Origin of the sequence: Burkholderia sp. BCC0405 (assembly GCF_902833075.1) — a bacterium.
Taxonomy (GTDB): domain Bacteria; phylum Pseudomonadota; class Gammaproteobacteria; order Burkholderiales; family Burkholderiaceae; genus Burkholderia.
Window position 1 is genome coordinate 26909 of sequence record NZ_CADFEO010000020.1, and the last position, 26768, is coordinate 53676.

Genomic DNA, 26768 nt, shown 5'->3' on the forward strand with positions numbered 1-26768 from the left:
GCACAACGCACGGGTGTGCGCCGCAGCGCAGCCCGGCCGGGTGGAACGGATAAAGGGAAAAGGGGAGCGCGTGCCCTGTCATCTTCTGCCCAGACAGACAAATAAGCGAACGCTTAACGTGGACATGGGACCTCCGCGCGCATCAGCTGTCCGCCTCGTCGTCGGGTTTCGGGCAACCGGTCGAGCCGGGCCCATTGGCGATGAAGCGCTGCAGCAGGCCGATGAGCGTCGCGAGCTCGTCGGCCGAGAAACCGTCGAGCTGCGCGTTGAGCGCGGTCGCGATCAGCGACGGCAGCGCCCGGGCGGCTTCGGCGCCGCGTTCGGTCAGCGTCAGCTCGATCATCCGGCGATCCTGCTCGCTGCGCGAGCGTGCGACCAGCCCCTTGCGTTCGAGCCGGTCGAGCATCCGCGTCATCGAACCGCTGTCGTACGACATCCTGCGGGACAGCTCGAACGGCGTGCGCGCATAGCCGCGCGACAGCAGCAGGATCACGCCGATCTGCTGCGCGGTGAGGTCGAGTGGCTCGAGCGCACGATCCATCCGCTCGACGAGCGCCTGCTTCGCCTTCGACAGGTAATAGCCGAGGCTCGTTTCCAGCGCGATGTTCTCGGGATCGTAGAGGCCGCCGGTCATGCGATTGCGCACGCAGCAATAGTGCGTTTCAGATTTAAACGCGCCCAGTATCTTGAAAATTGATTGCTTAGTCAATATTATTTGAGGCAACCAGTTACGACGTGCATGTTGCACTGCCGGAGACTATGTTCTGACCGATTCGCCCGCGCTGCGGGCACCCCGAGGATGTTCGCGATGCTGTTCCTGAAAAATGCCGCCGGCGCGCTGCGCCGCAACCTGACCGATACCGCCCATCATGCGTTTTCCGGGCCGCACCGCGGCTGGAAGATCGCGCTGTACGTGACGATGCTGGTGGTGCCGGGCGGCTCGCTCGCGGCGCTCGGGTTCGCATGGTTCGATCATCGCCGGCAGCGCAATGCGAAAGACGGCGCGCGCCGCACGGGCCAGCCGGCCGCGACGGAGCCGTCGACATGGCGGTCCGCCGCCGAACCGCTTCCGCTGCCCGCGCGCTGCCACTGACATCGCGCGGCTCCCGCCTTCCCGACTGCTCCGACTGGGCGCCGGCCGCGTCGCGCAACGGCCGACGTCACGCGTCCGGCTTCCCGTCAGCGAGCCGTAATGGCCGGTAAACCGGCCGCTCGCGCCCGTAACACATTCCTGTTGCCGCGCACCGTACCCTTGGGACTGCGCAGCTTCCCCGCCGTCAGTTACCATTTGTCCGCCAGCGGCACGACGACCGCACCGCGCGACGCTGCTCGCCGCGCCCAGACAGGAAAACCACCATGCCGTACACCTCCCTCCCGCGCGCCCTTCGCCCGCTGAGCGCCGCCGTCGCGACGGCCGTGCTGCTCGCCGGCTGCGCCGTCGGGCCCGACTATCACCGGCCCGACACGTCGATCCCCGCCGCGTACAAGGAAGCGCCGGCCGGCTGGAAGGTCGCGCAGCCTGCCGACCGCACCGACCGCGGCGCGTGGTGGAGCGTCTACGATGATCCGCAGCTCGCATCGCTGATGAACCAGCTCAACACGTCGAACCAGACCGTCGCGCAATATGCGGCCGCGTACCGTCAGGCGCGCGCGCTCGTCGCCGAAGCGCGCGCCGCGTATTTCCCGACCGTCGGCTTCACGGGCTCGGCGACGCGCTCGCGCTCCGCGGTGTCGTCGTCGGCCGCCAGCAGCGGCGTCAGCGCCGGCCCGATCGGTACGAACTACAGCGTCGGCCTCGACGCATCATGGGAGCCGGACCTGTGGGGCAAGGTGAGCCGCACCGTCAGCGCGCAACGGGCGGGTGAGGCCGCTGCAGCCGCCGATCTCGCGAATGCACGGCTCTCCGCGCAGGCGACGCTCGCGCAGACGTACTACCAGTTGCGCACCGCCGACGCGCTGCAGAAGCTGCTCGACGACACCGTGAAGTCGTACGAGCAGTCGCTCAAGCTCACCGAAAACCAGTATGCGCAGGGCGTCGCGGCCCGCGCGGACGTGATCCAGGCGCAGACCCAGCTGCAGAGCGCACAGGCGGCCGCAATCGACAACGGCGTTGCGCGCGCGCAGTACGAGCATGCGATCGCGACGCTGATCGGCCAGCCGGCTTCGACGTTCTCGCTGCCGCCGGCGCCGCTGACGGCCGTGCCGCCCGTCACACCGGTGGACGTGCCGTCGACGCTGCTCGAGCGGCGGCCCGATATCGCGGCGGCCGAACGACGCGCGGCGGCCGCCAACGAACAGATCGGCGTTGCGATCGCGGCGTTTTTCCCGACGCTCACGCTGTCGGCGAGCGGCGGCTTCCAGAGTTCGGTGTGGTCGCAACTGTTCACGCTGCCGGCACGTTTCTGGACCGTCGGTCCGCAACTCGCCGCGACGCTGTTCGACGCGGGCCTGCGCGCCGCGCAAACCGAAGCGGCCCGCGCAACCTACGACCAGGACGTCGCGACGTACCGGCAGACGGTGCTCTCGGCCTTCCAGGACGTCGAGGACAACCTCGCGTCGCAGCGCATCCTCGCGCGGGAAGTCGACGTGCAGCGGCAGGCGGTCGACAGCGCCGAGCACGCGCTCGCGATCGTCACGAACCAGTACAAGGCCGGCACGGTCGCCTACCTGAACGTGCTGACCGCGCAGACCACCGCGTTCACCGCGCAGCAGAAGCTCGCGACGATTGCCGGGCAGCGGATGGTGTCGTCGGTCGGGCTCGTGAAGGCGCTCGGCGGCGGCTGGAACGTAGCGGAGATGGCGCGCGAGAACGGCGACATGGCGGCGCCGGCACCCGTGCCGGCGTCCGGTGCGGCCGCGCCCGCGGCCGCCGCACCGTCGGTCGTCGTGCCGCTCGCACAGAAGTAGGAAGGGAAGGCCAACGCGCGCGTCAGCGCTGCGCGTCGCCGAAGATCAGCGAAACCTCGTTGTTCCCGATCGGGTGGCCGAGCAGGTTCAGCAGCCCCGCGAGGTTAGCCTGCTGTTCGGGCGCCGAATGCGCGGTGCCGCGGAACGATCCCTGGCCCGGGCCGAAGTTGCCGTGGCCGTCGAGGAACAGCGGGCCCTGCGTCGTCGACAGGTCGAGATCGGCGCCGGCCCCCTTCGCCTGCAGCACCGCGCGGTACGAACCGAGCGGCTTCACGCGCGATACGCGCGAACTCATCGAGTCGATCGTCACCGTCAGCTGGCCGAACGCGTTGTTGCCGATCAGCCGCCAGTCGCTCCAGCCGAGCCGCACGTCGCCCTGCAGGTCGAGCGTGTTGAACGGCGTGCCGAGCCCCGCGAGCAGCGACGCGGGCACGGCCATCGTACCCGCCGACAGCACCGCGCCGCGCCACGTCGCATCGAGCGTGACCGCATCGGGCATCGCCTCGGTCTGCCGCATGCGCATCCGCACGCGCCCGGTCAGCAGCGGCCAGAAACCCGTGGTCCATTCGACCCGGCCCGGCAGCAGCGTCGCCGCGCTCTGGTCGGCCCCCGGCGCGAGCATCAGCGTGCCGGAGCCGTGCCACAGCGACCCGTCGGGATCGACGAGATTCACGTGCCCGCCGGTCGCGCGCGCGAACTGCGGCGCGATCCACGCGGCCGGCGCGAGCGCGACGAGCGTCACCGCCGTCGCCAGGCCACCCGCCAGTACCCACGGCAATACGGTGGCGAGCCGCTTGATCCCCGGCCTCATCGGCCGACCGCCACTTGCGTCATCCACTGCGTCATTTCTGCGTAGACGGTTGCATCACGGCCGTCAGGTCGACCTGGCCGTCGTCCTTCAGCGCCGTTGCATGCGCCTCGCCGACCTGCACCTTGAACTGCCGGCGCGCATCGTCGAGCCACTGCGTCCACGCCGGGAACGACACGTTCTTCATCTGGATCTGCACGCCGTTGCCGACGATCTGCACCTGCGCGCCCTGCAGCCCGTGATCGGAGAGCGACGCGGTCAGCGCGTCCTTCAGCGCGAGGCCAGTCGGCGCCACGCCCTGCGCGGCAGCCGCCAGCGACTTCGCCTCGTTCGCCTGCGCGGTCATCTGCGCGAGCTCGCCGCGCATCGTCGGCAGTTCGCGCTGGATCCGCGCGCGGCCTTCCTGCGCGGGCGACCACAGCACCGAATACGCGATCGTGACCGCCAGCACGGCGCCGCCCCAGCCGAGCAGCGTTTTTTCGCGCTGGGTGCGCTCGCCCCAGAACTGGGCCAGCGTCTGGTTCAGTTGTTCCATCTTCATGAGCGGCTCCGGATCGTCCATTTGCCCGTGTTGCTGTCGACTTCGCCGGACAGTCCGTGACGTGCGAGGCGCTGCGTGAAATCGGGATCGACCTTGACCTCCGGCTTGAAGCCGACGTCCAGCCGCCGGTCGTGATAGTCGAGCGACGCGATGCCGTTCAGCGGCAGCGCGCCCATCGAACGCGACAGCCCGCTCGACAGCGCGAGGAAATCGTTCGGCGACAGCTCGCCGGCCGCCAGGCGCAACTGGTCGAGCTGGCGCTGCATCTGCGCGGGCGGATCGAGCACCGTCGTCGTCTTCGGGAACGCGGACAGCAGCGTCTCGGTGATCTGCGCCGACAGCGCATCGCGCTCGCGCGACAGCTTCCACCAGTGCAGGTTCATCCCGATCACCGCCACGCCGAGCGTCGCCGCGACGAGGGCGAGCGGCACCCGCAGGCGCTTCACCGTCGCGCGGTCGAAGCGCCACGGCTGCGATTCGAATTCGAACTGGCACAGGTCGAACTTCTCGGTCAGCGCGCGCCGTGCGAACGCGTCGAACGACAGCGGTGCGGCGCCCGGCAGCAGCGGGCCGCCGTCGGTGCGTCCGACCGATGCCAGGCGCGGCTCCGCGCCCGGTTCGCCGAGTTCGTACAGTTCGACGTCGCCGCCGCCTGCCAGCGCGGCCAGCGTGCCGGCCGCGCGCGACGCAGGCGCCGCGAAGCCTTCACCAAGCGCACCGCGTGCGACCGCGAGTTCGAGGCGCGGCGCACCGGCGGCGGCCGGTTGCGCGCCGGCCTCGACGAGCACTTGTTCGACCGATGCCGCGAGGCCGAGCACCGCGGCCACCGTCGCCGGGCGGGCCGGCGGCGCCTCGACGGCGTCCGCAGCAACCGCCGCGGCATCGACCTCGCTGTCAGCCGGCGCAGCGATTACGTGCGGCGCCGGCAGGCAGCGGGTCGCGGGCACCGCGCTCAGGTGCCGGTGGCCGGCCGCCGTGAACGCGTCGCAGATCGTGCGGAACCACGCGCGATCGACGACGGCCAGCACGCGGCGCCCGTCGGGCAGCGCGTCCGGATCGAGCGCGATATGGCAGCCGAGCGGATCCTGGATCAGCTGATCCTCGACGATGTTGGGCAGCGCCTGACGCAGCTTCGGTCCCTTCAGCGGCGGCACGGTCGCGGCCAGCAGCAGCACGTCGCGCGCGGCGACGATCAGCACCGTCGCACTGGCGCGCGGCAGCAGCGCGAGCGCGGCGCGGCCGGCGCGCTGCACATGGCCGGCCTTGTCGACGAGCGTGAACGGCAGTTCGGGCCACTGCCATTCCTGCAACGGCACGGCAGGCTCGCGCGGCGGCAAAGAAACAATCAACGTGCTCACAAGAGCTCCTCTCCCGATTGGCGTCGTTATAGCTGGTCGCGGATGCGCACGACCCGTGTCGAGTGCGTGGTCGGATCACGATACACGAGCGAGGTGCGATCGACCTCCGCGCGTTCGTGCTGGATCCGGCCATGCACGATGAAATAGCTCGAATTGACGTCGACGACGCTCGAGTCGAGCGTCACGTTCGGCGGCGCACCGGCGCCGCGCAGCGCGAGCTGCACGTCGGCGAGGTTGCGGAAAAACACGGTCTCGCGGCGCGACACGAGCGCCTGCGCGGACGACACGCTCATCCCCGGCATCAGCGCCGCAATGACCTCGGCCGGCGCGGTGTTCATGTTTACGGGCGTCGTGGTTGGCAGCACGGTGACGAACGGGCGCAGCCGCGCGACCATCTCGGGCGTCACGCCGTCGACGTCGAGCAGGCTGTCGACGCCCGTCATCATCAGCGGCGCGGGCCCGCGGTCGCCGCCCGTCATGCCGGGATCGTCGGTGAAGCCGCCGCCGCCTTGCTGATCGGTCGTCACCGGCGCGGTGACCGGCGGCGCCGTGCCGCCACCCGGCAGCGTCGGCATCTGGAAACGCGTCGCCGAATTCAGCAGGCCCGCGCGCACCTGCAGCGCGATGCGCTTCGCGAACGCGCCGTCGTAGCCGAGCGTCGTCAGCAGGCGCTGGAACGCCTGGACCTGCGTGACGTTCAGCTGCAGCACGCCGGGCGCCGGCGACGCCACGAGGTTGCGCAGGTTGAACTTCGCCTGCGCATCCTCGATCGAGCCGGAGATATAGGTGTCTTCGCCGCCGGTGTCGTTGGGCGCGCCGATCCGGCCGAGGAAGTCCGACAGTTTCGTCTTCGCGATCGGTACGCCCCAGATCCCGCCGAGATACGTGATGCCCGGCGCCGTATCGCCTTCGGAGCGCAGGATCATCCGCGTCCAGTCGAGCGCGCCGCGCGCGACCCATTGCGCCTGCGCGATCACGCGCTGGTTCTCGATGCGGCGGATCTGCACCTGCTGGCGCCACAGCATGCCCGAGACGAGGATCGCCGACAGCGCGACCACGAGCAGCGCGGTGATGATCGCCGCGCCGCGCTGGCGGCCGCGTACGCGTACGCGTGCGCGACCGCCAGCACGGGCGGCGAATAATGAGCGGTGAGGGCGCGCGCGCATCGTCATTCCCCGACGAGGAAGATGCGCGTGACCGGCACGCGCAGCGACGTCGCGCCGATGCTGACCTGCAGCCCCGTCACCGCGCGCGCAGGCGGCGCGTTGCCGATCTGCGGCACCTTGAGCGCGTCGTTGTTCTGCGCGAGCGCTTCGTCGGCCGTCTGCAGGTTGGTGGTCCAGCCCACGCGCGGCACGTACAGCTTCGCATCGATCGCGCCGACGCCGCCCATCAGCGCGACCCAGCTCCAGCCTTCGACGCTGCTGTCCTTCAGCATGCTGCGCAGCCGGTTCGCGTCGTCGATCGGCGGTGACGCATAGCGCACGACGCGCCCGCCGGCGATCCGGTAGCGGACCACCTGCAGCCGCGGCGCGACGCCCGGCACCTCGAGTTCGCGGACGATCTGCAGCGTATTGCCGGCGACGCCGATCGCCGGCTGGCCGGCCTCGTCGTCGGTCGCGGCGAGCCGCGCGTCGATGCGCATCTGGTCGAACATCTGCGCGAACACGCGCTCGTCTTCCATTGCGGCCGCGACCTTGTCGCGACCGCGCATGATCTGGTCGAGCCCGCGCCACGCGAGGATCGCGACCACCGCGAGGATCGCGATCGCGATCATCAGCTCGATCAGCGTGAAGCCGCGGGCGGGGCGGGCGAGCGGGCGTCGCATCGGCGCGTCAGAGCGGACGGCTGGTTTCATTCGCGACCACCGTCACCATCTGCGCGAGCACGCCGGTGTGCCCCGGCATGCTCACCGAAATCCGCACGCGCCGGAACACCGGGTTGGGCGTGGTGCTCACGCGCTGCGTGCAGACGAGCTGCACGTTGCCTTGCGAGCAGTCGAAACTCTGTTCGCCGATCTCCGGCCACGCATGCGTAAGCCGCATCTGCGCGAGCGCGTTGTCGGCGCTCCAGCCGGCGAGCAGCCGGCGATGAAGATCGGACGCGTTGGTCGCCATCGTGCCGACCGCGCGGATCGACGCGGCGAGCGCGACCGCGATGATCGCGAGCGCGACCAGCACCTCGATCATCGTGAAACCGCGCGCCCCGGCGAGGCCGGCCGCAGGCCGGGCTCCGGAGGAAGCACGCCCGGGGTGCCCCGAAGGAAGTGCCCTTGGGGGGCGCGATGAAGAAACGGAAGAGGGCAGGCGACGACGCATCGTCATTGCACCTCGTAGCGGCCATTGCCGGTGCCGACGATCGTCGCGCTGCCGACGGCCGAATGCAGCGTCACGCGCACCGGCGTGTCGATGCTCTCGGTGCCGAACACGACGCGATTCGCATGCGTGTCGGACCCCGGATAGTCGATGTCGGCGCCGGTGACGCCACCGTCCCAGTCGCGCGGGCGCAGCAGGTCGTCGCGCAGCGTGCGCCAGCCATCGGGCGAGCTCACGTCGAAACGGAAGCCGTGCGCGGTCGGCTGCCACGCGATCGGCCGGGCACGCACCTGCGCTTCGTCGCCGGCCGTCTCGAACAGCAGCGCGATGCGCTGCGCTTCCTCGCGCAGGTCGGTGCGCGGATTGCGCGTGAGCGACAAGGACGCGAGCGACACGAGCAACCCCGCGATCACGAGCACGACCAGCATTTCGAGCAGCGTGAAGCCGCGCGCGCGATGCCGCCGCGCCCCGTGCAACGCGCGCACGCCGTCGGCACGCGCCGGCACGGACGAAGCCGCGCCGCGACGCGCACGGCAATCGCGGCCGCAGCGGGAGGTCGTGCGAATGGCGAGCATGGAGAAAGGGAACGATGCGTCGGGCCGGTCAGTGAAGGCTCATTGCCACGAACCGATGTCGGAATCGTTGCCTTCGCCGCCTTCCTTGCCGTCGGCGCCGTAGCTGAACACGTCGATCTCGCCGTGCACGCCCGGGTTCAGGTACTTGTAGCCGTTACCCCACGGATCGTTCGGCAGGCGCTCGAGGTAACCGCCGTCCTTCCAGTTGTTCGGGATCGGATCGGTGGTCGGCTTCTGGATCAGCGCGTTCAGGCCCTGCTCCTGGGTCGGGTAGCGGCCGTTGTCGAGACGGTACAGCTTGAGCGCCTGCATGATCGTGCCGATGTCCTGCTTCGCGGCGATGCGGCGTGCCTCGTCCGGGCGGCTCATGATCTTCGGCACGATCAGCGCCGCCAGGATCCCGAGGATCGCGACCACCACCATGATTTCGATCAGCGTGAAACCGCGCTGACGACGCACGGCCGCGTTGCGGCGAGTGATCCACGTTTGCATGACTGACTACCTCTTTCCAAAAAATGTCGTTGGTTGAGTGACGCACCCGGCGCACCGGACGATTGCCTGACGGCAACCTTCCGAACCCGCGGGCGCGGAGCACGCATTGTAAGGCGCGCATTGCCGAGGGCTTTCACCCAACGCAAATTTCATATACATCCGTACAATAGCGCGCATGAACGCGCTCTCGATCCGGATCCTCTCCCTAGCCCTCTTCGCGGGTTTGTGCGCGACGGCCACCTACTGGGTCGTCACGCTGTCCGCCCGCGAAGCGCCGCTGCCCGCCGCCGCCGCGCGGCTGCCGATCCGCACCGAGGACGCCGCGGCGCTCTTCGGCGGTCAGCTCGACAAGAATCCCGTGCAGGACATCCACCTGTTCGGCATCCTCGCGCTCGACCACGGCGGCGCCGCGATCGTCGGTGTCGGCGGTGAACCGCCGCGCGCCGTGTCGCTCGGCGCGGACGTCACGTCCGGCGCGAGGCTCGCCGAAGTTCGCCCCCGCTCGATCATCGTCGAGCGCAACGGTGCCCGCACCGAAGTCCAGCTTCCCGCCAACACGCCGTCCCCGGCGATCTACATGCGCTGAAGCCGAAGGCGACGGCCCGACCCACGGTCAGGCCGTCACTGCACCATGTTGTTCAGCTCGATGATCGGCAGCATCACCGCCAGCACGATCACGAGCACGATGCCCCCCATCGCCAGGATCAGCAGCGGCTCGAGCAGGCTCGTCAGGAACATCGTGCGGCGTTCGAGTTCGCGCGCCTCGCCTTCGGCCGCGCGATCCAGCATCGTCGTCACGTCGCCCGTCGCTTCACCGGAACGGATCAGGTGCACGAGCACGGGCGGAAACGTCTTCACGTTGTTCAGCGCGCGCGACAGCGCGGAGCCTTCGCGCACGCGCACGATCGCGTCGTCGATGTTCGCGCGCATCGCGCGGTTCGACAGCGTCTCGCCGGCCGCCTGCAGCGCGCGCAGGATCGGCACGCCCGCCGCGGTGAGGATGCCGAGCGTGCTCGCGAAACGCACCGTGTTGTAGCCGCGTACGAGCTTGCCCGCAAGCGGCGCGGTGAGCACCCAGCGGTCGAATGCGAGGCGGGGCCCGTCGCGCGACAGCGTCGCCTTCACGAACCACACGACGAGCGCGACCGCGATCAGGATCGCCCACCACCAGTGCCGCACGAAATCCGACAGCGCCATCATCACGATCGTGAGCAGGGGCAACTGCTGCTTCGTGCTCGCGAACACGTTGACGACCTGCGGCACGACATAGCTCAGCAGGAACGTGACGATGCCGAATGCGATCAGCGTGACGATCCCCGGATACGTGAACGCCAGCAGGATCTTCTGCTTCAGCGCGTTGCTCTGCTCGATGTAGTCGGCAAGGCGCGACAACACGATGCCGAGCTTGCCGGTGTGCTCGCCCGCCGCGACGAGCGCGCGATAGATCTCCGGGAAATCGCGCGGATGCTGGCCCAGCGCATTCGCGAGCGAATGGCCGCCGAGCACCTCGGCGCGGATCGCGGCCATCAGTTCGCGGATGTAGTCGCGCTCGGCCTGCTCGGTCAACACGCCGAGCGCCTCGTCGAGCGGCAGCCCGGCGATCAGCAGGCTCGCGAGCTGGCGCGTGAGGATCGCCTGCTCGCGCTGCGACAGCTTGCGGCCGAACGCGAGCCGCTGCGACCGCGCCCCGCGCGTCGCGCTGGCGGCCGGCTCGACGACGAGCGGCGTCAGCCCCTGCGTACGCAGCTGGCCGCGCGCGGCACGTGCGCTGTCGGCATCGATGACGCCTTTCTGCGCGCGTCCCGCCGAATCGATTGCTTCGAAACGGAATGCCGGCATCGCGCTATGCGCCTCCCGTCACGCGCAGCACTTCCTCGAGCGACGTCGCGCCCGACGCGAGCCAGCGCTCGGCATCGTCGCGCAGCGTGCGCATCCCTTCCGCGCGACCGGCGGCGAGAATCTCCGCGTCGGCCGCGTTGCGGTGGATCAGCGAGCGGATCGAATCGTCGACCAGCAGCAGTTCGTACACGCCGCGCCGGCCCGCATAACCCGAATGCCCGCACTTGTCGCAGCCGACCGGATGCCACACGGTGCGACCGTCCTCGTGCCGCTCTTCCTTGCAGACGGGGCAGAGCTGCCGCACGAGCCGCTGCGCGAGCACGCCGAGCAGCGACGATGCGAGCAGGTACGGCTCGACGCCCATGTCGGTCAGGCGCGTGACGGCCGAGGCCGCGTCGTTCGTGTGCAGCGTCGCGAGCACGAGGTGGCCCGTCAGCGATGCCTGCACGGCGATCTGCGCGGTTTCGAGGTCGCGGATCTCGCCGATCATGATCACGTCCGGATCCTGGCGCAGGATCGAGCGCAGCGCACGGGCAAAGGTCATCCCGATCCGCTCGTTCACCTGCGTCTGGCCGATGCCGCCGAGGTCGTATTCGATCGGGTCCTCGACGGTCATGATGTTGGTCGTCGCGGTTTCGAGCCGCGACATCGACGCGTACAGCGTGGTCGTCTTGCCCGAACCCGTCGGGCCCGTGACGAGCACGATGCCGTGCGGGCGCGCGATCAGCTTGTCGAACTGCACGAGCGTGTCGCGGCCCATCCCGAGCGCTTCGAGGTTCAGCCGCTTCGCATCCTTTTCCAGAAGACGCAGCACCGCACGCTCACCGTGCCCGGTCGGCAGCGTCGACACCCGCACGTCGACCGGCCGGCCGCCGACGCGCAGCGTGATGCGGCCGTCCTGCGGCAGGCGCTTCTCCGCGATGTCGAGCTGCGCCATGATCTTGATCCGCGAGATCAGCGCGCCGTGCAGCGCCTTCTTCGGCCGCACGACGTCGCGCAGCGTGCCGTCGACGCGAAAGCGCACGACGGATGCGTTCTCGAACGGCTCGATGTGAATGTCCGACGCCTGTTCGCGCGCCGCTTGCGTGAGCAGCGCGTTGATCATCCGGATGATCGGCGCGTCGTCTTCCGATTCGAGCAGATCCTCGACTTCGGGGATGTCCTGCATCAGCCGCGACAGGTCGACTTCGCCTTCGACCTCGCCGACCACCTGCGCGGCACTGCCGTCCTGGCGCGCGTATGCGTGGTTGATCGCCTGCGCGAGCTCGTCGGCCGGCACGCGATGCACGGAAATCGAGCCGAAGTTGCGCGCGATCTCCGCGAGCGCGGCGTCGCTCGTGCGTTCGCTGATCCACACCTCGAGCGTGTCGTCGAGCTGGTGCGCGATCAGCACCTGGCCGCTCTTCGCGAAGCCGTACGGCAGCAGGCGCGCAGCGAGCGGCGACGGCGGTTGCCGCTCCGCCGGCGCGCCGTCGTGGGTGGGAGACGCGAGCACGTCGCTCACTGCGAGGCTCCCGGCGCGGCGGTGAGCGGCTGTTGCGGCACCGCCTGCAGCGGCACGCTCTGCGGCTGCGCGGGCGTCGCCTCCGGCAACGGCTGGGCCGGAACCGGCGCCACCTGGCGCTGCAGCTGCTGGCGACGCATCTTGTCGAGATCGAACAGGTTGCCCGCGGCCGTGCCGCCCTGGCTCGGGCCGATCGGCATCGGCGGGACGATCGGATCGTCCTTGTCGCGCATCACGTTGTTGTCCGACTTGTACGCGCCCGTCACGCCCTGGATGTAGTCGTAGCGGTTGGACGTGACTTCCTGCGCAGTGCTGCGATCGCTGATGATCACCGGGCGCAGGAACACCATCAGGTTGGTTTTCTGGCGCTGCTTCGATTCCGACCGGAACAGCTGGCCGATCCACGGAATGTCGCCGAGCAGCGGCACCTTGCTGTTCGACACCTGGTAGTTGTCCTGCATCAGGCCGCCGAGCACGATGATCTCGCCGTTGTCGGCCAGGATCGTCGACTGGATCGAGCGCTTCGTGAAGGTCGGGCCGGTCTGCGCGCTCGTGGTGCCGGCGACGACCGCCGAATCCTCGGTGTAGAGCTGCAGCTTCAGGATCCCGCCTTCGGTGATCTGAGGCTTCACGTGCAGCGTCAGGCCGACGTCGCGCCGGTCGTAGGTGTTGAACGCATTGCTCGTCGTGCCGCTCGTCAGGTTCGAATACGAACCGGTTGCGATCGGCACGTTCTCGCCGACCACGATCTTCGCTTCCTCGTTGTCGAGCGTGACCAGGTTCGGCGTCGACAGCACGTTCGCGTCACTCACGCCGGAGAAGTATTGCAGCAGCGCACCGAGCCCCTGCACGCCGAACATGTTGTGCAGCCAGCCGATGTTGAGCCCCTGACTCAGCGCCCCGAGATTGTTGGCCAGCCCGCCGCCGGTGACCCCGCCGGCGGCGTTGGTCAAGCCGCCCGCCGTCAGGTTGACGATGCTGTTGCCCAGGCCCAGCCCGGGGTTCAGGTTCGTACCGCCGAGAAACTGGCCGCTCGCCACCTGCCACTGGATGCCGAGGTTGCCCTGCGTCGTCGAGTTCAGCTCGACGATCAGCGCTTCGATGTAGACCTGCGCGCGCCGCGCGTCGAGCTGGTCGATCACCGAGCGCAGGTTCCGGTAAACCGGATCGGACGCGGTGATGATCAGCGAGTTGGTCGCCGCGTCGGCCTGGATCATCCCGCCGGGCTGGTTGTCATCGCCCTTGTCCTTGTCGCCGCCGAGCAGGCCGGCGGTGCCGAGACCGCCGCCGCTGCCCGACGAGCCGCCGTATCCCGACGAGGACGACGAGCCGCCGAGGCCGCCCGACGGCAGCGGCGGGGTGCCGGACGTGCCGGTCGAGAAGTTGCCGCTCGACGACGAGCCGCCGTTCTGGTTGAAGCTGTTCGCATCGTTGGAGGACGCCGACGAGCCGCTGTCGCTGCCGCTGCCCTTGCCGAGCATCCCGCGCAGCGTCTTCGCGAGCGTCACCGCATCGGCGTTGCGCAACGGTACGACGTGCATGTTGCCGGGCACCCCGCTCGGCGCATCGAGCTGCTGCACGAGCCGCTTGGCGGCCGCGAGGCGCGACGCGCTCGACGCGCGCAGCAGCAGCGAGTTGGTCCGCGGGTCGGCCGTGACCGACACCTTCAGCGTCGCATCACTGTTGCCGATCGCGCCCGGGTCGAGCATTTTCTGCAGCTGCGCGGCGAGATCGATCGCGTTCGCGTTGCGCAGCGGAACGACCTGCACCTGCGCGCCCGCGGCGCTGTCCACGCCGGCGATGATCTGCGCGATGCGCCGCACGTTGTCCGCGTAGTCGGTCACGATGATCGTGTTGTTCGCCGGATAGGCAGTGACCGTGTTGTTCGGCGAGATCAGCGGCCGCAGCACGGGCAGCAGGTTGTTCGCCGATTCATTGTGCAGCTCGAACACCTGCGTGATCACCTGGTCGCCGCGCGCCTGCGGCACATTGCCGACATAGGTCGGCACGCCCTGCAGTTTCGCGTCGGCCTCGGGCACGACCTTCAGCACGCCGTGATCCTGCACGAGCGCGAAGCCCTGCATGCGCAGCGCAGACTGCAGCGTCTTCAGCGCCTGGTCTTCCGGCACCGGCCGTTCGGCCACGAGGTTGAGCTGCCCCTTCACACGAGGGTCGACGATGATGGTCTTGCCGGTTGCGGCGCCGATCGCCTTGGCGACCTGGTCGATATCCGCATTCACGAAATTGAGCGTGACCTGAGCGTAGGCGGCCTGCGAGACGATGACGCCGGCGACGATCAGGGTCGTGGCGACGCGCCGCATAACGAAGCGATTTCTTGTCATGGATGAATGGGTCGATGCCGGCTCAGGCCACTTCCGGCGGTAGTGCTGGGATCCAAGTCCGAAAGAGGCGACATTAGCAGTTTTTCATGTCCGAAATATCACATTGATCCGAAGACTGTCTCACATACGACATGTATCCGGCGAACCGTATGGAATATGTAATATTCCGTGCTATCCCCGGCATGCCGACCATCGCCGCCATTTCACGATGAATCGACACGGAAATGCGGTATAACCGGGCTGCCGTATTCCTGTATGTCTCAAGCTGACGGACTGTCGGTATGATACGTGCGGCATGATTCTTGTCGCACGAATAACAGGCGCGGGTTTTCCCCACCCTCACGTATTTTCTTGTCGATTTCGCACCATGAACAGACGGTTCGTTTCGATCGCGTTGATCGCCGCCGGCGTGTGTTTCGCCAGCGCGAACGCTCGCGCTGACTGTTTCGACGAAGCGGCCAAATATCAGCAGGTCAATCCGCTGATCCTGCGCGCGATCGCGTGGCAGGAGTCGCGCAACCGGCCCGGCGCGCTGAACAAGAACACCAACGGCTCGGTCGACTACGGCCTGATGCAGATCAATTCGATCCACCTGCCGACGCTGTCGCGCTACGGGATCGGCCGCGATACGCTGATGGAGCCGTGCAAGAACGTGTACATCGCCGCGTGGCATCTCAAGCAGAAGATGAACCGCTACGGCAACACGTGGCAGGCCGTCGGCGCCTATCATTCGGAAACTCCGTCGCTGCGCGACAAGTACGCGCGGCAGATCGCCGGCATCCTGACCCAGTGGAAGCTGCTGCCGCCCGCGCAATGACGCGGCGCCGCAGCGCGGCCTGACGCCGTACCGGCCGGCCGGCGCGCGTTTGATGCACAATGCGGATCTCACGCCGCAATTTCGCCCGCCCGCGGGACGATCGCGCCCCGGAAGGGCGTCGCGGCCGCTTTTTCAATCTTTCCGTTGGTGCATATCGCTATGAATCCGGCAATGAACCAGCCGTTGCCCGTCACCGTGCTGTCCGGCTTCCTCGGCGCCGGCAAGACCACGCTGCTCAATCACATCCTCGCGAACCGCGCGGGCCTGAAAGTCGCCGTGATCGTCAACGATCTCGCGGCGGTCAACATCGACGCATCGCTCGTGCGCGACGCACAGGCGCTGTCGCACGTCGAGGAACGCCTCGTCGAGATGTCGAACGGCTGCATCTGCTGCACGCTGCGCGACGACCTGCTCGTCGAGATCCGCACGCTCGCGTCCGAAGGCCGCTTCGACGCGATCTTGATCGAATCGACCGGAATCGCGGAGCCGATGCCGATCGCCGAAACCTTCACGTTCGTCGACGACGACGGCACGTCGCTGTCGAAGGTCGCGCAGCTTGACACGCTCGTCACCGTGGTCGACGCGTACAACTTCCTGCGCGACTACGGCTCGGACGATGCGCTCGCGGCGCGCGGCATCGCCGCATCGGAAGAGGACGACCGCACGCTCGTCGAGCTGCTGATCGAGCAGATCGAGTTCTGCGACGTGCTGGTGATCAACAAGGCCGACCTCGTCGACGCGGACGACCTTGCACGCCTGCAGCACATTCTTGCGCGACTCAATCCGCGCGCGCACCAGGTTGTGTCGACGTTCGGCAACGTGCCGCTCGACGAAGTGCTGAACACGGGCCGCTTCGATTTCGACGAGGCCGCGAACGCACCGGGCTGGCTCGCGTCGCTCGATCACGATCACGATCACGATCACGCGCATCGCGACGACCCGGACGGCCATGACGAACATCATGCGCATGTGCACAGCGAAGCCGACGAATTCGGCATCGGCAATTTTGTTTACCGTGCACGCCGGCCGTTTCATCCGGCTCGACTCTGGGCGCTGCTGCACCAGGAGTGGCCGGGCGTGCTGCGCAGCAAGGGCTTCTTCTGGCTCGCGACGCGAAACGACATCGCGGGTTCGCTGTCGCAGGCGGGCGGCGTATGCCGGCATGGCCCGGCGGGGCTCTGGTGGGCGGCGCAGGATCGCGCGGAGTGGCCGGACGACGACGAGCTGCTCGGCGAAATCCGCGCCGAATGGCACGGCGATCTCGACGATCGCGCGGTGGGCGACCGCCGGCAGGAACTCGTGCTGATCGGCATCGCGCTCGACGCGAAGGCATGGCGCGCGAAGCTCGACGCGTGCCTGCTGACCGATGCGGAATTCGCGCTCGGCGCGGCCGGATGGCAGGCGTTCGACGATCCGTTCCCGGCGTGGGATGTCGATTCGCACGACGACGACGATCACGGCGACACGCAGATCGTGCATGCGTAACGCGTTGTAAAAACAACCGTTAAATCTTGCAAGAGGGGCGCGGACTGTGGCGAAAATGCCGCGCGCGCCCAACAAAAAACCCGCCGAAAGGCGGGTTTTTCTTGGAACAGGCGCTGGTTTAACGCTTGTTGACGGCGTCCTTGAACGCCTTGCCAGCCGTGAACTTGACCGTCTTGGCTGCCGGGATCTTGATGGTTTCGCCGGTCTTCGGGTTGCGGCCCGTACGTGCTGCGCGCTTGCCCGAACCGAAGCTGCCGAAGCCGATCAGCTGAACCGCATCACCCTTCGACACGGCCTTCTTGATGACTTCGAGCAGCGTGTCCAGCGTTTCGCCGGTTTGAGCCTTGCTGGCGCCCGTTTGGGCGGCGACGGCGTCGATCAGTTCCTGTTTGTTCATTAAGGTTCCTTTATCAGGTTAGGTTGACACGAACAGCGCGAACGCGCCGATTATACGTGCGCGAACCGTGCCGTCGAGAGTCAGACTCCGACGACACAGCGCCGAATCCTGGCCCGCGCGACGCGCCCTCCGGTTAGCCGGCGGCCACCCCGCGGTACGGCGTTGCTATGATAGCGCAGCGCAAACCCAATAACGACAAGGGTTTCAAAGATTTTCATCGGTATTTCGCCGAATGAATCACCGACTGCCCGTTTTTTGACCCGCGCCAACCGGACAGGATACGCAGCGCGGTCCGCCCGTGCGCCGCGCCGTTGGCTTTTTCCAACGACCGGTCGGACGGCCCCGCGCAATCCCTTGCCAGGCTTGGCTGCCACGTTTTTTGTTTCGCATGACCGACCGACTTGTTCCCGCCACGCTCGCGCTTCGCGACGACGGCACGCTCGTCTCGCCCGAGTTCGGCGATCTCCAGCGCAGCGCATCAGGCGCACTTGCGCATCGCGTGTTCGTCGCGGGCAACGGGCTGCCGGCGCGCTGGCAGGGCCGCCGCACGTTCACGATCGTGGCGACCGGATTCGGCGCGGGCGGCAGCTTCCTCGCGGCCTGGGCCGCGTGGCGCGACGATCCCGCGCGCTGCGAGCGGCTGCATTTTGTCGCAGTCGAACCGCATCCGTTTGCGCGCGACGACCTGCGCCGCGCAGCTTCGCATATCGTTGCTGACACAACCATATCGGCGGAAGTCGATGCCCTTGCCGACGCGTGGCCGATGCTTGTGCCAGGGCTGCACCGGCTCGAATTCGACGAAGGGCGCGTGGTGCTCACGCTCGCGTTCGGCGATGCGATCGACATGCTGGGCAGGATCGTTGCGCGCGCCGACGCGTTCTGTCTCGACGGCCTCACATCATCGAGCGACGCGGATCTCCAGTCGACCGGCGTGGTCCGTGCGCTCTCGAAAATCGCCGGCGAACACGCAACGTTTGCAGCGCATGCGCATTCGGACGCGTTGAAACACGCGCTCGACACATCGGGTTTCACGTCTCGCGAGGCCGACGATCTGCTCGTCGGCGAATATGCGCCGCGCTGGCGCGCGCGCCGGCACGAGCCGCCGCTCGCCTTGCCTGTCGCGACGCGTCGCGCGATCGTGATCGGCGCAGGCCTGGCAGGGTGCGCGGTCGTCGAACGCCTGGCCGCGCGCGGCTGGGAAGTCACGCTGATCGAGCGGCACGACCGCATCGCGAGCGAAGCGTCGGGCAATCCGGCCGGCGTATTCCATCCATTGATGACACGCGACGACAACGTCGCGAGCCGGCTCACGCGCAGCGGCTTCCTGCATGCGATCGCGCGCTGGCGCGCACTCGAACGCGCCGGCCATGCATTCGCGCGCAGCACGCACGGGATGATCCATCTCGCCGAATCGGCCGACGACTTCGAACGGATGCGCGATGCCTTCGATGCGTTCGGTGCGCCGTCCGACTACGTGTCGTTGCTCGACGTCGATGCCGCGCGCGCTCATCTGAACCTGCCGGTCGCGCAGGGCGGCCTGCTGTTTCCGCACGGCGGCGCCGTCTGGCCGGCCGGCCTTTGCGCGGCCCAATATGCGGCGGCCGGCGAGCGCGTGCGCTTGCTCGCATCCACCCGCGTTGCAAAACTCGAACGTCGGGGCGACGCATGGCATGCACTCGACGATACGGGCGGCACGCTGGCCGACGCGCCCGTCGTCGTGCTCGCGAATGCCGGCGACGCCGCGCGTCTCGCCGGGCTGCAGCATGTCGCGCTGCAGCCGGTGCGCGGCCAGCTCACGTTGCTGCCAGCCGGCAGCACGGCACCGCTGCCGTGCCCGACGATCGGCGACGGTTACGCGGTGCCGCTCGACGACGGCGCGCTGCTGATCGGCGCGACGTTCGAACCCGACGACATCGATCCCGCGCTGCGCGCGGCCGGCCACCTCGAAAACCTCGAGCGCGTGCGGCATCTGCTGCCGGGCCTGATCGGCGACCTGCCGGACACCGGCACACTGCGCGGCCGCGTCGCGTTCCGCTGGGTCGTCGGCGACCGCCTGCCGCTGCTCGGCCCGCTCGCGGACGAAGCGGGCGCCGTCGCCCATGCACGCGCACTGCGCGGTGCGCAGGCGCGCGACCTGCCGCGCATGCCCGGGCTCTACGGCGCATTCGGCTTCGGCTCGCGCGGACTCGTATGGGCCGCGCTCGGCGCCGAACTGATTGCCTCGCAACTCGAAGGCGAGCCGTGGCCGCTCGAGCGCGAACTCGCCGATGCCGTCGACCCCGCACGCTTCCTGATCCGCGCGTTGCGCGCACGCCGCGTCGGCCAGGCCGGCTGATCGCTCACTCGATCCGCTCACAGTTTCCCGACTTTTTTGCGCAAGGTTATCCACGCGGCACTGTGGATAACCGCGCGAAATCCGCGCGCACTTCGTGTGTAATCACAGTGGACGTAAACTGGGCAACTCGGCACAGCTGTGAGTCGGCCCGAAAGTTGCTCAACTCAAACCGCTGTGCGCGAACAGTCTGTGCAACGGGTTATGGGTTCTGCAACACCTTGATACGTCAACGTAAACCGAAGTTATCCACAGAACTGTGCGTCCTTTGTTAACTTCTACTACGTATATATACAGGTAAACCTTTGAAACCAAAGGGCTGCGGTGCCGCACAGCGCCGCGAGTCGATTCAATGGGTTCCAGACCGAAAAAGCTGTGGCACAATCGGTTTCCTTCGCGTTCATCCGGCCAGGCGCCGGACATGCTTCAATGGAACGGTCGGCACGATTTCGAATCTGAATCTTCGAGACTGCGCAGTCCGTTCACACACCAGGCCGACAATCCAGATCGGCAACCTGAACGACTTTCCGCCCTGTGGCGGAAAAGGCGGATCCCATGTCCCGCCGTCGTCGACACAACAATCACATTCGGGGCGATACCCAGCCGGCGCGCATCCATTTCTGACGCTTGACCCCGTGTCGCTGGCGGTCGCTTCCAAAGGAGAAGTCACCACGATGAAGTCGGCGTTCTCATTCCTGCCCAACTGGCCGCTTACGCCGGATGCCGTGTTCTGGGCCGGGCTCGCGCTGTTTGCGGCCGGCCTGTGTGGCGAGCTTTGCTATCGCGCATGGCGTCTGCCTCGCATCACCGGTTATGCGGTGATCGGTCTCGTCGCCGGGTCGTTCGGATTCGGCGTGATCGATGCAAGCACCGACGAAACGTCGCGACTGCTGATCGACGTCGCGCTGGGCCTCTTGCTGTTCGAGCTCGGCAGCCGCCTCGACCTGCGCTGGATCCGGCGCAATCCGTGGCTCATCGCGTCGAGCCTCGCCGAAGCCACGCTGACGTTCGTGCTCGTGCTGTTCGTGATGCTTGCGCTCGGCGTGTCGGGGATGGTCGCGGTGGTGCTGGCGGCAATCGCGATCGCGACGTCGCCGTCGATGGTGATCCAGCTCAAGACCGAACTGCGCGCGGAAGGGCAGGTGTCGCAGCGTCTCATCACGCTCACCGCGCTCAACAGCGTGTACGCGATCGTGCTGACCAAGCTCGTGACGAGCTGGCTCCACCAGGAGGCGTACGGCAACGTTTTCGCGACGATCCTGCAGCCGCTCTACCTGATCGCCGGCTCGTTCATCGTCGCGTACCTCGTCGCGCGTTCGTGCAATTTCCTGTTCCGCCACATGACGTCGACGATGCGCGACGAGCATTCGTTCGTCGCGCTGTTCGGGCTCGTGATGCTGGCGATCGCGGTGGCCCAGGCGCTGAAGCTGTCGACGCTGCTCACGCTGCTGCTCGCGGGCATCATCGTGAAGAACCTCGAAGCGCGTCCGCAGCTGTGGCCCGAGCACTTCGGCACGGCCGGCTGGCTGCTGACGGTGGTCCTGTTCGTGCTGACGCTCACGTCGTTCACGTGGGGCGACATCGCGCTCGGCGGGCTGCTCGCGATCGTGCTGATCGTCACGCGGCTCGTCGCGAAGCTGACCGGCGTCGTCGCGTTCGCGAAGCCGAGCGGCATCGGGATGAAACAGGGCATCGCGCTCGGCATTGCGCTTACGCCGATGTCCGCGCTGTCGTACCTGCTCGTCGACGACACCTACCAGCTCTATCCGAATTTCGACCCGCACCTGCGCGCGATCGTGATGTGCACGATCGTGATCCTGCAGCTCGTCAGCCCGTTCATCGTGTACCGCTGCCTGTCGGCGGTCGGTGAGCGCAGCGACAGCAACTGATTCCGGAACCTGCCATGGCACTCGAAACCTTCGTCAATTCCGAACCGTTTACGTTCGGCGTCGAACTGGAGATCCAGGTCGTCAACACGCACAACTACGACCTGACCAAAGCGGCATCCGACCTGATGCGCCTGATCCAGGGCGAGACCTTTCCGGGCAACATCACGCCCGAAATCACCGAAAGCATGATCGAGCTGTCGACCGGCATCTGCCATTCGCACGAGCAGGCGGTGAGCGAGCTGCACGCGATCCGCGACGTGCTCGTGAAGGCGGCCGACCAGCTCAACGTCGGGCTGGCCGGCGGCGGCACGCATGCGTTCCAGCAATGGAGCGACCGGCAGATCTACGATGCCCCGCGCTTCCAGTACATCTCCGAGCTGTACGGCTATCTCGCCAAGCAGTTCACCGTGTTCGGCCAGCACGTGCACATCGGCTGCCCCGATCCGGACAGCGCGCTGTTCCTGCTGCACTCGATGTCGCGCTTCATTCCGCACTTCATCGCGCTGTCCGCGTCGTCGCCGTTCGTGCAGAACGTCGACACCGGCTTCCATTCGGCACGCCTGAATTCGGTGTTCGCGTTCCCGCTGTCGGGCCGCGCGCCGTTCGTGCTGACCTGGGACAGCTTCGAGGAGTACTTCACGAAGATGGTGAACACCGGTGTCGTCAACTCGATGAAGGATTTCTACTGGGACATCCGGCCGAAACCGGGCTACGGGACGATCGAGGTGCGCGTGATGGACACGCCGCTGTCGGTCGACCGTGCGGCGGCGATCGCCTGCTACATCCAGACGCTCGCGCGCTACCTGCTGACCGACCGGCCGCTGAAGCTGTCCGAGGACGACTACCTCGTCTACACGTTCAACCGCTTCGAGGCGTGCCGCTTCGGGCTCGAGGGCACCTGCGTGAATCCTCAGACGGGTGAGCGCCGCACGATCGCCGAAGACATCCTCGACACGCTCGACCGGATCGCGCCGCATGCGGCCGCGCTCGGTTCGCGCGCGGCACTCGACGAGATCGGCGCGCTCGCCCAGGCGCGCGTGAACGACGCATCGTGGTTGAGAACCGTTTTCAAACAGGAAAAATCGCTCAATGAAACGGTCCGCCAGCAGTGCTTACGTTGGCGCGAGTGAAAAAATGTTTTGCAGATTACGGGCTCGACCGAGTCGCGATTCACTGAACGACCGGCGGCCCCGATTGCGGCCGAAATCGTTGCCGGTTGTCCTGAAAATCTGTGGATAACCTGATATTCCGCTGCAAAGTCAACGATCTGTGCGCGGGATAACCCGGTGGATCATTGCGCTTGGCCCGATGGCCGATCCGAACAGGAAAATGTTCGCATGCACCGTTCGGCGGGTGTCCGGCATTGCAGGCACAACGAAAAATTTTGGTTATCCAGTGATTTTCCACAGAATGAAGGGGATAACTTAGCTGTGCGATTTTCCGCTCTCGCTTAGAATGTCGGCTTTGCGGACACCGGAACGATGCGTGTCTTACCGGTCGCCGCGAACGCGACCGCCGCGTGTGCCCTCGCGACGGCCGTGCTGATGCACTCGCAAGAGCGTGTCTGTTTTGAGATAGACATTCGATCTCCACACTACGGCCGCTCGGCAAACCGGGCGGCGGCAAAGCGAAAAGACTATGAGCGAAGGCGTTTACGGGAACCAGGCTTCGGGACGTGTGACCCACAGCCTGCTGCGGTTGAGTACGGCCATGCGAAGCCAGGCATGGGATTGGGCGGAAGGCGCGGGCCTCACGCCGACGCAGGGCGAGATTCTCGTGCTGCTGCTGCAGCGCAAGGGCCCGATGCGGCTCGGCGAGATCGCGCGCGAGACGCAGCTGACCGCAGCGACCACGAGCGATGCGGTGAGCACGCTCGAGACCAAGGGTCTCGTCGAGAAGCGCCGTGCGCTGGACGACGGCCGCGCCCTGGCCGTGCGCCTGTCGGCTCGCGGCCGGACGGCCGCGAAGAAGGCGCTGCAATGGCCTGAATTCCTGACGAAAGCGGTCGGCAAGCTCGGCGCGGACGAGCAGGGCGCGCTGTATCGCGCGCTGCTGAAGACGCTGCGCGAACTGCAGGTGGCCGGTGCGACGCCGCCGCAGCGCATGTGCGTGACGTGCGCCCACTTCCAGCCGGGCAAGCTGTCGAAGAAGACCGTGCATCACTGCGCGGCGCTCGATATCTCGATGTCCGACAGCGATCTGCGTCTCGACTGCTCCGTGCAGGAAGAAGCCGACGCGGCGACGCAGAAGAAGACCTGGAAGATTTTCGCAGGCTGACGTCCGTCGATCGACCGGGAGGCCGATGATGAACGCTGAAGTCGTGGCGATCCGCCACGTGCATTTCGAGGATCTCGGGAGCTTCGAGCAGGTGCTCGGCGAACGAGGCCGGCGGGTGCGCTACGTCGACGTCGGGTCGTCGCGGGTCGAGGTGCTCGACGTGCTCGAGCCGTCGCTCCTCGTCGTGCTCGGCGGGCCGCTCAGCGTGTACGACGATGCGCAGTATCCGACGATCGCGCCGCTCGCGGCGCTCGTGCGCAAGCGCATCGACGCCGGGCTGCCGATCCTCGGGATCTGCCTCGGCTCGCAGTTCATCGCCAGGGCGCTCGGTGCGCGTGTCTATCCGGCCGCGCAGCACGAACTCGGCTGGGCGCCGCTGACGCTCACCGATGCCGGCGCGCATCGCCGCTGCGCCATCTCGATGGCGCGGCGACGTCGATGCTGCACTGGCATGGCGACACGTTCGACCTGCCGGGCGGGGCGATTCATCTCGCGTCGACACCGGCCTGCCGTCACCAGGCATTCGCATGGGGCCGGCATGTGCTGGCGCTGCAATGCCATCCGGAAATTCGCACCGACCGCTTCGAACCGTGGCTGATCGCGAACGCCGGCGAAATCGCGGCGACGCCCGGCATCGACGCGCGCCAGTTGCGCGCCGATACCGCCCAGTACGGCCCCGGGCTCGAAGCGGCCGCGCGGCGCATGTTCGCGGAGTGGCTCGACAGCGTCGGACTCTGACGCCGTCAGCGACGCTGCCGTTCGCCGCGAACGGGTTGCCCGGCCCGCATCCGTTGCAGGCCGGCGCATCGCCGTATGCGCGCTGTTTGCCACCTTTCCCGCATCGCCGGCAACCCACTGCCGGCCGCACCTGACCATCCGCTTACTGCCGGGTGCGCCGTCAGCACGCTTGCGGCCTGCGTGCTACGCTCGTTCGCTCTTTCCCTTCCTGGCGAGCGGCCTCCATGACTGCGCTGTTTTCCCCGTTCACGCTGCGCGGCGTGACCCTTCCGAACCGTATCGTGATCTCCCCGATGTGCCAGTACTCGGCCGAACGCGGCGAGGCGACCGACTGGCACATGATTCACCTTGGCCATCTCGCATTGTCGGGCGCGGGGCTGCTCTGCATCGAGGCGACCGCCGTGGAACCCGACGGGCGCATCACGCATGGCGACCTCGGCCTCTGGGACGACGTGACCGAAGCCGCGCTCAAGCCCGTGTTGGCCGCGATCCGCAAGCATTCGCCGGTCCGCGTCGCGATGCAGTTGTCGCACGCGGGGCGCAAGGCGTCGAGCAACGTGCCCTGGCAGGGCGGTCAGCTCGTGTCCGTCGCCGACGGCGGCTGGTTGCCGCATGCGCCGTCGGCCGTGCCGCACAAGGATGGCGAGACGCCGCCGCTCGCCCTCGATGCCGCGGGCCTCAACCGGATCCGCGAAGCGTTCGCGGCCGCGGCGAAGCGGGCGGCACGGCTCGGCATCGATGCGATCGAGGTGCACGCGGCACACGGCTACCTGCTGCACCAGTTCCTGTCGCCGCTCGCGAACCGGCGCACGGACGAATACGGCGGCTCGCGCGAAAATCGCATGCGCTTTCCGCTGGAGATCTTCGAGATCGTGCGCGCGGCGTTTCCCGAAGACCGGCCGGTCGGCGTGCGCGTGTCCGCGACCGACTGGGTCGAAGGCGGCTGGGAGCTCGACGATACGATCGCGTTCGCGCACGAACTGAAGCGCCGCGGCTGTGACTGGATCGACGTGTCGTCCGGCGGTGTGTCGCCGTTGCAGAAGATTCCGCTGTCGCCCGGCTACCAGGTACCGTTCGCGCAGGCCGTGAAGCGCGCGGTCGGCATGCCGACGATCGCCGTCGGCCTGATCAACGAGCCCGCGCATGCGAACCGGCTGATCGAGGCCGGCGATGCCGATTTCATCGCGATGGCGCGTGCGATGCTGTACGACCCGCGCTGGCCGTGGCACGCGGCGGCCGAGCTCGGCGCGCAGGTGACGGCGCCGCCGCAATACTGGCGCTCGCAGCCGCGCGAGCACAAGGCGTTGTTCGGCGACATCGCATTCGGCCAGCGTTGAGCGCCGCGCGCGCAATATTGAGCGTGATGTTGAACGAAGCAATCGTGAACGTGTAGGATGCGGGTAATCCGCCGCATGCCCCGACGCGGCACCGACCGGTGCCGCGTTTTCGTTTGGCGCGACGCCAGGCCGCGATCGCGGCTGCATTCCATTCAAGTCGTCTTCACAAGGATTCGTTCGATGAGTTCACGCAGGATCGCGGTGCGCCGCTCGGGAGTACACGGCAAGGGCGTGTTCGCCGTGGCGCCGATCAAGGCCGGCGAGCGCGTAGTGGAATACAAGGGCGAACGAATTTCGTGGAAGGAGGCGCTGCGCCGCCACCCGCACGACCCGAGCGAACCGAACCATACGTTCTACTTCGCACTGGACGAGGGTGGGGTGATCGACGGCAAGATCGACGGCAACAGCGCGCGCTGGATCAACCACTCGTGCGCGCCGAACTGCGAAGCCGAGGAAGTCAAAGGCCGCGTGTACATCCACGCGCTGCGCGACATCGGGCCGGAAGAAGAGTTGTTCTACGACTACGGCCTCGTGATCGATGCGAAGCTGACGAAGTCGCTCAAGCGCGAATACGCGTGCCATTGCGGCGCGGCGTCGTGCCGCGGCACGCTGCTCGCGACGCCCGACGACAGCGCGAAGAAGAAAAAGAAGAAGAACAAGAAGGACGGCAAGTCCGAGTCCCGGTCGAAGGACAAGAAAAGCAAGAAGTGACGCAGGCGGCGGCCCATCGTGCGCTGCCGCCAGCCGTTTCAGCAGAAGGCCGCCGCATCGCGCGGCCGTGCTTCCCGCCTTCCTCATCCGGCGCGCGGCCCGAG

General features: G+C 67.5%; 23 protein-coding genes and 2 pseudogenes. 12 read left to right on the top strand and 13 right to left on the bottom strand.

Translation table 11 applies throughout. The features are described from left to right. Positions 1–142 precede the first annotated feature (142 nt). Positions 143–634 carry a MarR family transcriptional regulator gene (locus tag HWX36_RS27770; RefSeq protein WP_175956582.1) on the bottom strand — a complete coding sequence of 164 codons (492 nt, stop codon included), beginning with the start codon at positions 632–634 and terminating at the stop codon, positions 143–145. A gap of 174 nt (positions 635–808) precedes the next feature. Here HWX36_RS27770 and HWX36_RS27775 point away from each other — a divergent pair, with 174 nt between their 5' ends. Together HWX36_RS27775 and HWX36_RS27780 are read left to right on the top strand one after the other, a co-directional pair. Then, positions 809–1093, top strand: a complete 285-nt coding sequence (locus HWX36_RS27775) for a multidrug ABC transporter ATPase (protein ID WP_011350474.1) — start codon at positions 809–811, stop codon at positions 1091–1093. A 263-nt stretch (positions 1094–1356) separates the two neighbouring features. Further along, positions 1357–2907: an efflux transporter outer membrane subunit gene (locus HWX36_RS27780; RefSeq protein ID WP_175956584.1), complete on the top strand. Its 1551-nt coding sequence runs from the start codon at positions 1357–1359 to the stop codon at positions 2905–2907. Between the two features lie 22 nt (positions 2908–2929). On the opposite strand, the gene HWX36_RS27785 is transcribed toward HWX36_RS27780, so the two are convergent. The 8 genes and pseudogenes from HWX36_RS27785 to gspG form a co-directional block, all read right to left on the bottom strand. Further along, the gene (locus tag HWX36_RS27785; protein WP_175956586.1) at positions 2930–3718 is read right to left on the bottom strand and encodes a type II secretion system protein N; all 789 of its coding nucleotides are present in this window, start codon (positions 3716–3718) and stop codon (positions 2930–2932) included. 31 nt (positions 3719–3749) lie between these two features. After that, a complete protein-coding gene (locus HWX36_RS27790) occupies positions 3750–4256 on the bottom strand; it encodes a type II secretion system protein M (RefSeq protein WP_175956588.1) in 507 nt (168 codons plus the stop codon). Continuing rightward, on the bottom strand, positions 4253–5614 hold the full coding sequence (gene gspL, locus HWX36_RS27795) for a type II secretion system protein GspL (protein WP_175956590.1): 1362 nt from the start codon (positions 5612–5614) through the stop codon (positions 4253–4255). Before gspL ends, HWX36_RS27790 begins: the two co-directional genes overlap by 4 nt. 26 nt (positions 5615–5640) lie before the next feature. Continuing rightward, positions 5641–6780: a type II secretion system minor pseudopilin GspK gene (gene gspK, locus HWX36_RS27800; RefSeq protein WP_175956592.1), complete on the bottom strand. Its 1140-nt coding sequence runs from the start codon at positions 6778–6780 to the stop codon at positions 5641–5643. Positions 6781–6782: 2 nt separating this feature from the next. After that, positions 6783–7472 carry a prepilin-type N-terminal cleavage/methylation domain-containing protein gene (locus tag HWX36_RS27805; protein WP_175956594.1) on the bottom strand — a complete coding sequence of 230 codons (690 nt, stop codon included), beginning with the start codon at positions 7470–7472 and terminating at the stop codon, positions 6783–6785. Next, positions 7450–7818, bottom strand: a pseudogene (gene gspI / locus HWX36_RS27810) (type II secretion system minor pseudopilin GspI); the annotation flags it as partial. The gene HWX36_RS27805 and the pseudogene gspI, both read right to left, overlap by 23 nt. Positions 7819–7934: 116 nt before the next feature. Next, positions 7935–8504, bottom strand: coding sequence for a GspH/FimT family pseudopilin (locus tag HWX36_RS27815; RefSeq protein WP_175956596.1), 570 nt, complete (start codon positions 8502–8504; stop codon positions 7935–7937). Positions 8505–8543: 39 nt separating this feature from the next. Continuing rightward, positions 8544–8996, bottom strand: coding sequence for a type II secretion system major pseudopilin GspG (gspG, locus tag HWX36_RS27820; RefSeq protein WP_175956598.1), 453 nt, complete (start codon positions 8994–8996; stop codon positions 8544–8546). A 175-nt stretch (positions 8997–9171) separates the two neighbouring features. Between gspG and HWX36_RS27825 the strand changes: the two genes are divergently transcribed. Beyond that, the gene (locus tag HWX36_RS27825; protein ID WP_175956600.1) at positions 9172–9582 is read left to right on the top strand and encodes a general secretion pathway protein GspC; all 411 of its coding nucleotides are present in this window, start codon (positions 9172–9174) and stop codon (positions 9580–9582) included. A 35-nt stretch (positions 9583–9617) separates the two neighbouring features. Here the strand turns inward: HWX36_RS27825 and gspF are convergent, their stop codons facing one another. The 3 genes from gspF to gspD are packed head-to-tail and all read right to left on the bottom strand — an operon-like array spanning position 9618 to position 14681. Beyond that, positions 9618–10835, bottom strand: coding sequence for a type II secretion system inner membrane protein GspF (gene gspF / locus HWX36_RS27830; protein WP_059531287.1), 1218 nt, complete (start codon positions 10833–10835; stop codon positions 9618–9620). A 4-nt stretch (positions 10836–10839) separates the two neighbouring features. Then, a complete protein-coding gene (gene gspE / locus HWX36_RS27835) occupies positions 10840–12330 on the bottom strand; it encodes a type II secretion system ATPase GspE (protein ID WP_347879233.1) in 1491 nt (496 codons plus the stop codon). A 5-nt stretch (positions 12331–12335) separates the two neighbouring features. Next, complete coding sequence (gene gspD / locus HWX36_RS27840) at positions 12336–14681, bottom strand: type II secretion system secretin GspD (protein ID WP_175956604.1); 2346 nt, start codon at positions 14679–14681, stop codon at positions 12336–12338. A gap of 367 nt (positions 14682–15048) precedes the next feature. On the opposite strand from gspD, the gene HWX36_RS27845 reads away from it, so the two are divergent. Together HWX36_RS27845 and HWX36_RS27850 are read left to right on the top strand one after the other, a co-directional pair. Further along, positions 15049–15498 carry a lytic transglycosylase domain-containing protein gene (locus tag HWX36_RS27845; RefSeq protein WP_175956606.1) on the top strand — a complete coding sequence of 150 codons (450 nt, stop codon included), beginning with the start codon at positions 15049–15051 and terminating at the stop codon, positions 15496–15498. A 159-nt stretch (positions 15499–15657) separates the two neighbouring features. Then, the gene (locus HWX36_RS27850) at positions 15658–16983 is read left to right on the top strand and encodes a GTP-binding protein (protein ID WP_175956607.1); all 1326 of its coding nucleotides are present in this window, start codon (positions 15658–15660) and stop codon (positions 16981–16983) included. A 118-nt stretch (positions 16984–17101) separates the two neighbouring features. Here the strand turns inward: HWX36_RS27850 and HWX36_RS27855 are convergent, their stop codons facing one another. After that, on the bottom strand, positions 17102–17380 hold the full coding sequence (locus tag HWX36_RS27855; RefSeq protein ID WP_006401505.1) for an HU family DNA-binding protein: 279 nt from the start codon (positions 17378–17380) through the stop codon (positions 17102–17104). 388 nt (positions 17381–17768) lie between these two features. Between HWX36_RS27855 and mnmC the strand changes: the two genes are divergently transcribed. The 7 genes and pseudogenes from mnmC (at position 17769) to HWX36_RS27890 (ending at position 26664) form a co-directional block, all read left to right on the top strand. Continuing rightward, positions 17769–19715 (top strand): bifunctional tRNA (5-methylaminomethyl-2-thiouridine)(34)-methyltransferase MnmD/FAD-dependent 5-carboxymethylaminomethyl-2-thiouridine(34) oxidoreductase MnmC, encoded by a 1947-nt coding sequence (gene mnmC, locus HWX36_RS27860; protein WP_175956609.1) that lies wholly within the window; start codon positions 17769–17771, stop codon positions 19713–19715. A gap of 671 nt (positions 19716–20386) precedes the next feature. Next, the gene (locus HWX36_RS27865; protein ID WP_175956611.1) at positions 20387–21601 is read left to right on the top strand and encodes a cation:proton antiporter; all 1215 of its coding nucleotides are present in this window, start codon (positions 20387–20389) and stop codon (positions 21599–21601) included. Between the two features lie 14 nt (positions 21602–21615). Then, positions 21616–22731: a YbdK family carboxylate-amine ligase gene (locus HWX36_RS27870; RefSeq protein WP_021160413.1), complete on the top strand. Its 1116-nt coding sequence runs from the start codon at positions 21616–21618 to the stop codon at positions 22729–22731. 508 nt (positions 22732–23239) lie between these two features. Beyond that, positions 23240–23878 carry a MarR family winged helix-turn-helix transcriptional regulator gene (locus HWX36_RS27875; protein WP_043184842.1) on the top strand — a complete coding sequence of 213 codons (639 nt, stop codon included), beginning with the start codon at positions 23240–23242 and terminating at the stop codon, positions 23876–23878. Positions 23879–23906: 28 nt separating this feature from the next. Next, positions 23907–24616 (top strand): annotated as a pseudogene (locus HWX36_RS27880) (glutamine amidotransferase). Positions 24617–24840: 224 nt separating this feature from the next. Further along, positions 24841–25953: an NADH:flavin oxidoreductase/NADH oxidase gene (locus tag HWX36_RS27885; RefSeq protein ID WP_175956614.1), complete on the top strand. Its 1113-nt coding sequence runs from the start codon at positions 24841–24843 to the stop codon at positions 25951–25953. Positions 25954–26133: 180 nt separating this feature from the next. Next, a complete protein-coding gene (locus tag HWX36_RS27890; RefSeq protein WP_175956624.1) occupies positions 26134–26664 on the top strand; it encodes an SET domain-containing protein-lysine N-methyltransferase in 531 nt (176 codons plus the stop codon). Positions 26665–26768 lie beyond the last annotated feature (104 nt).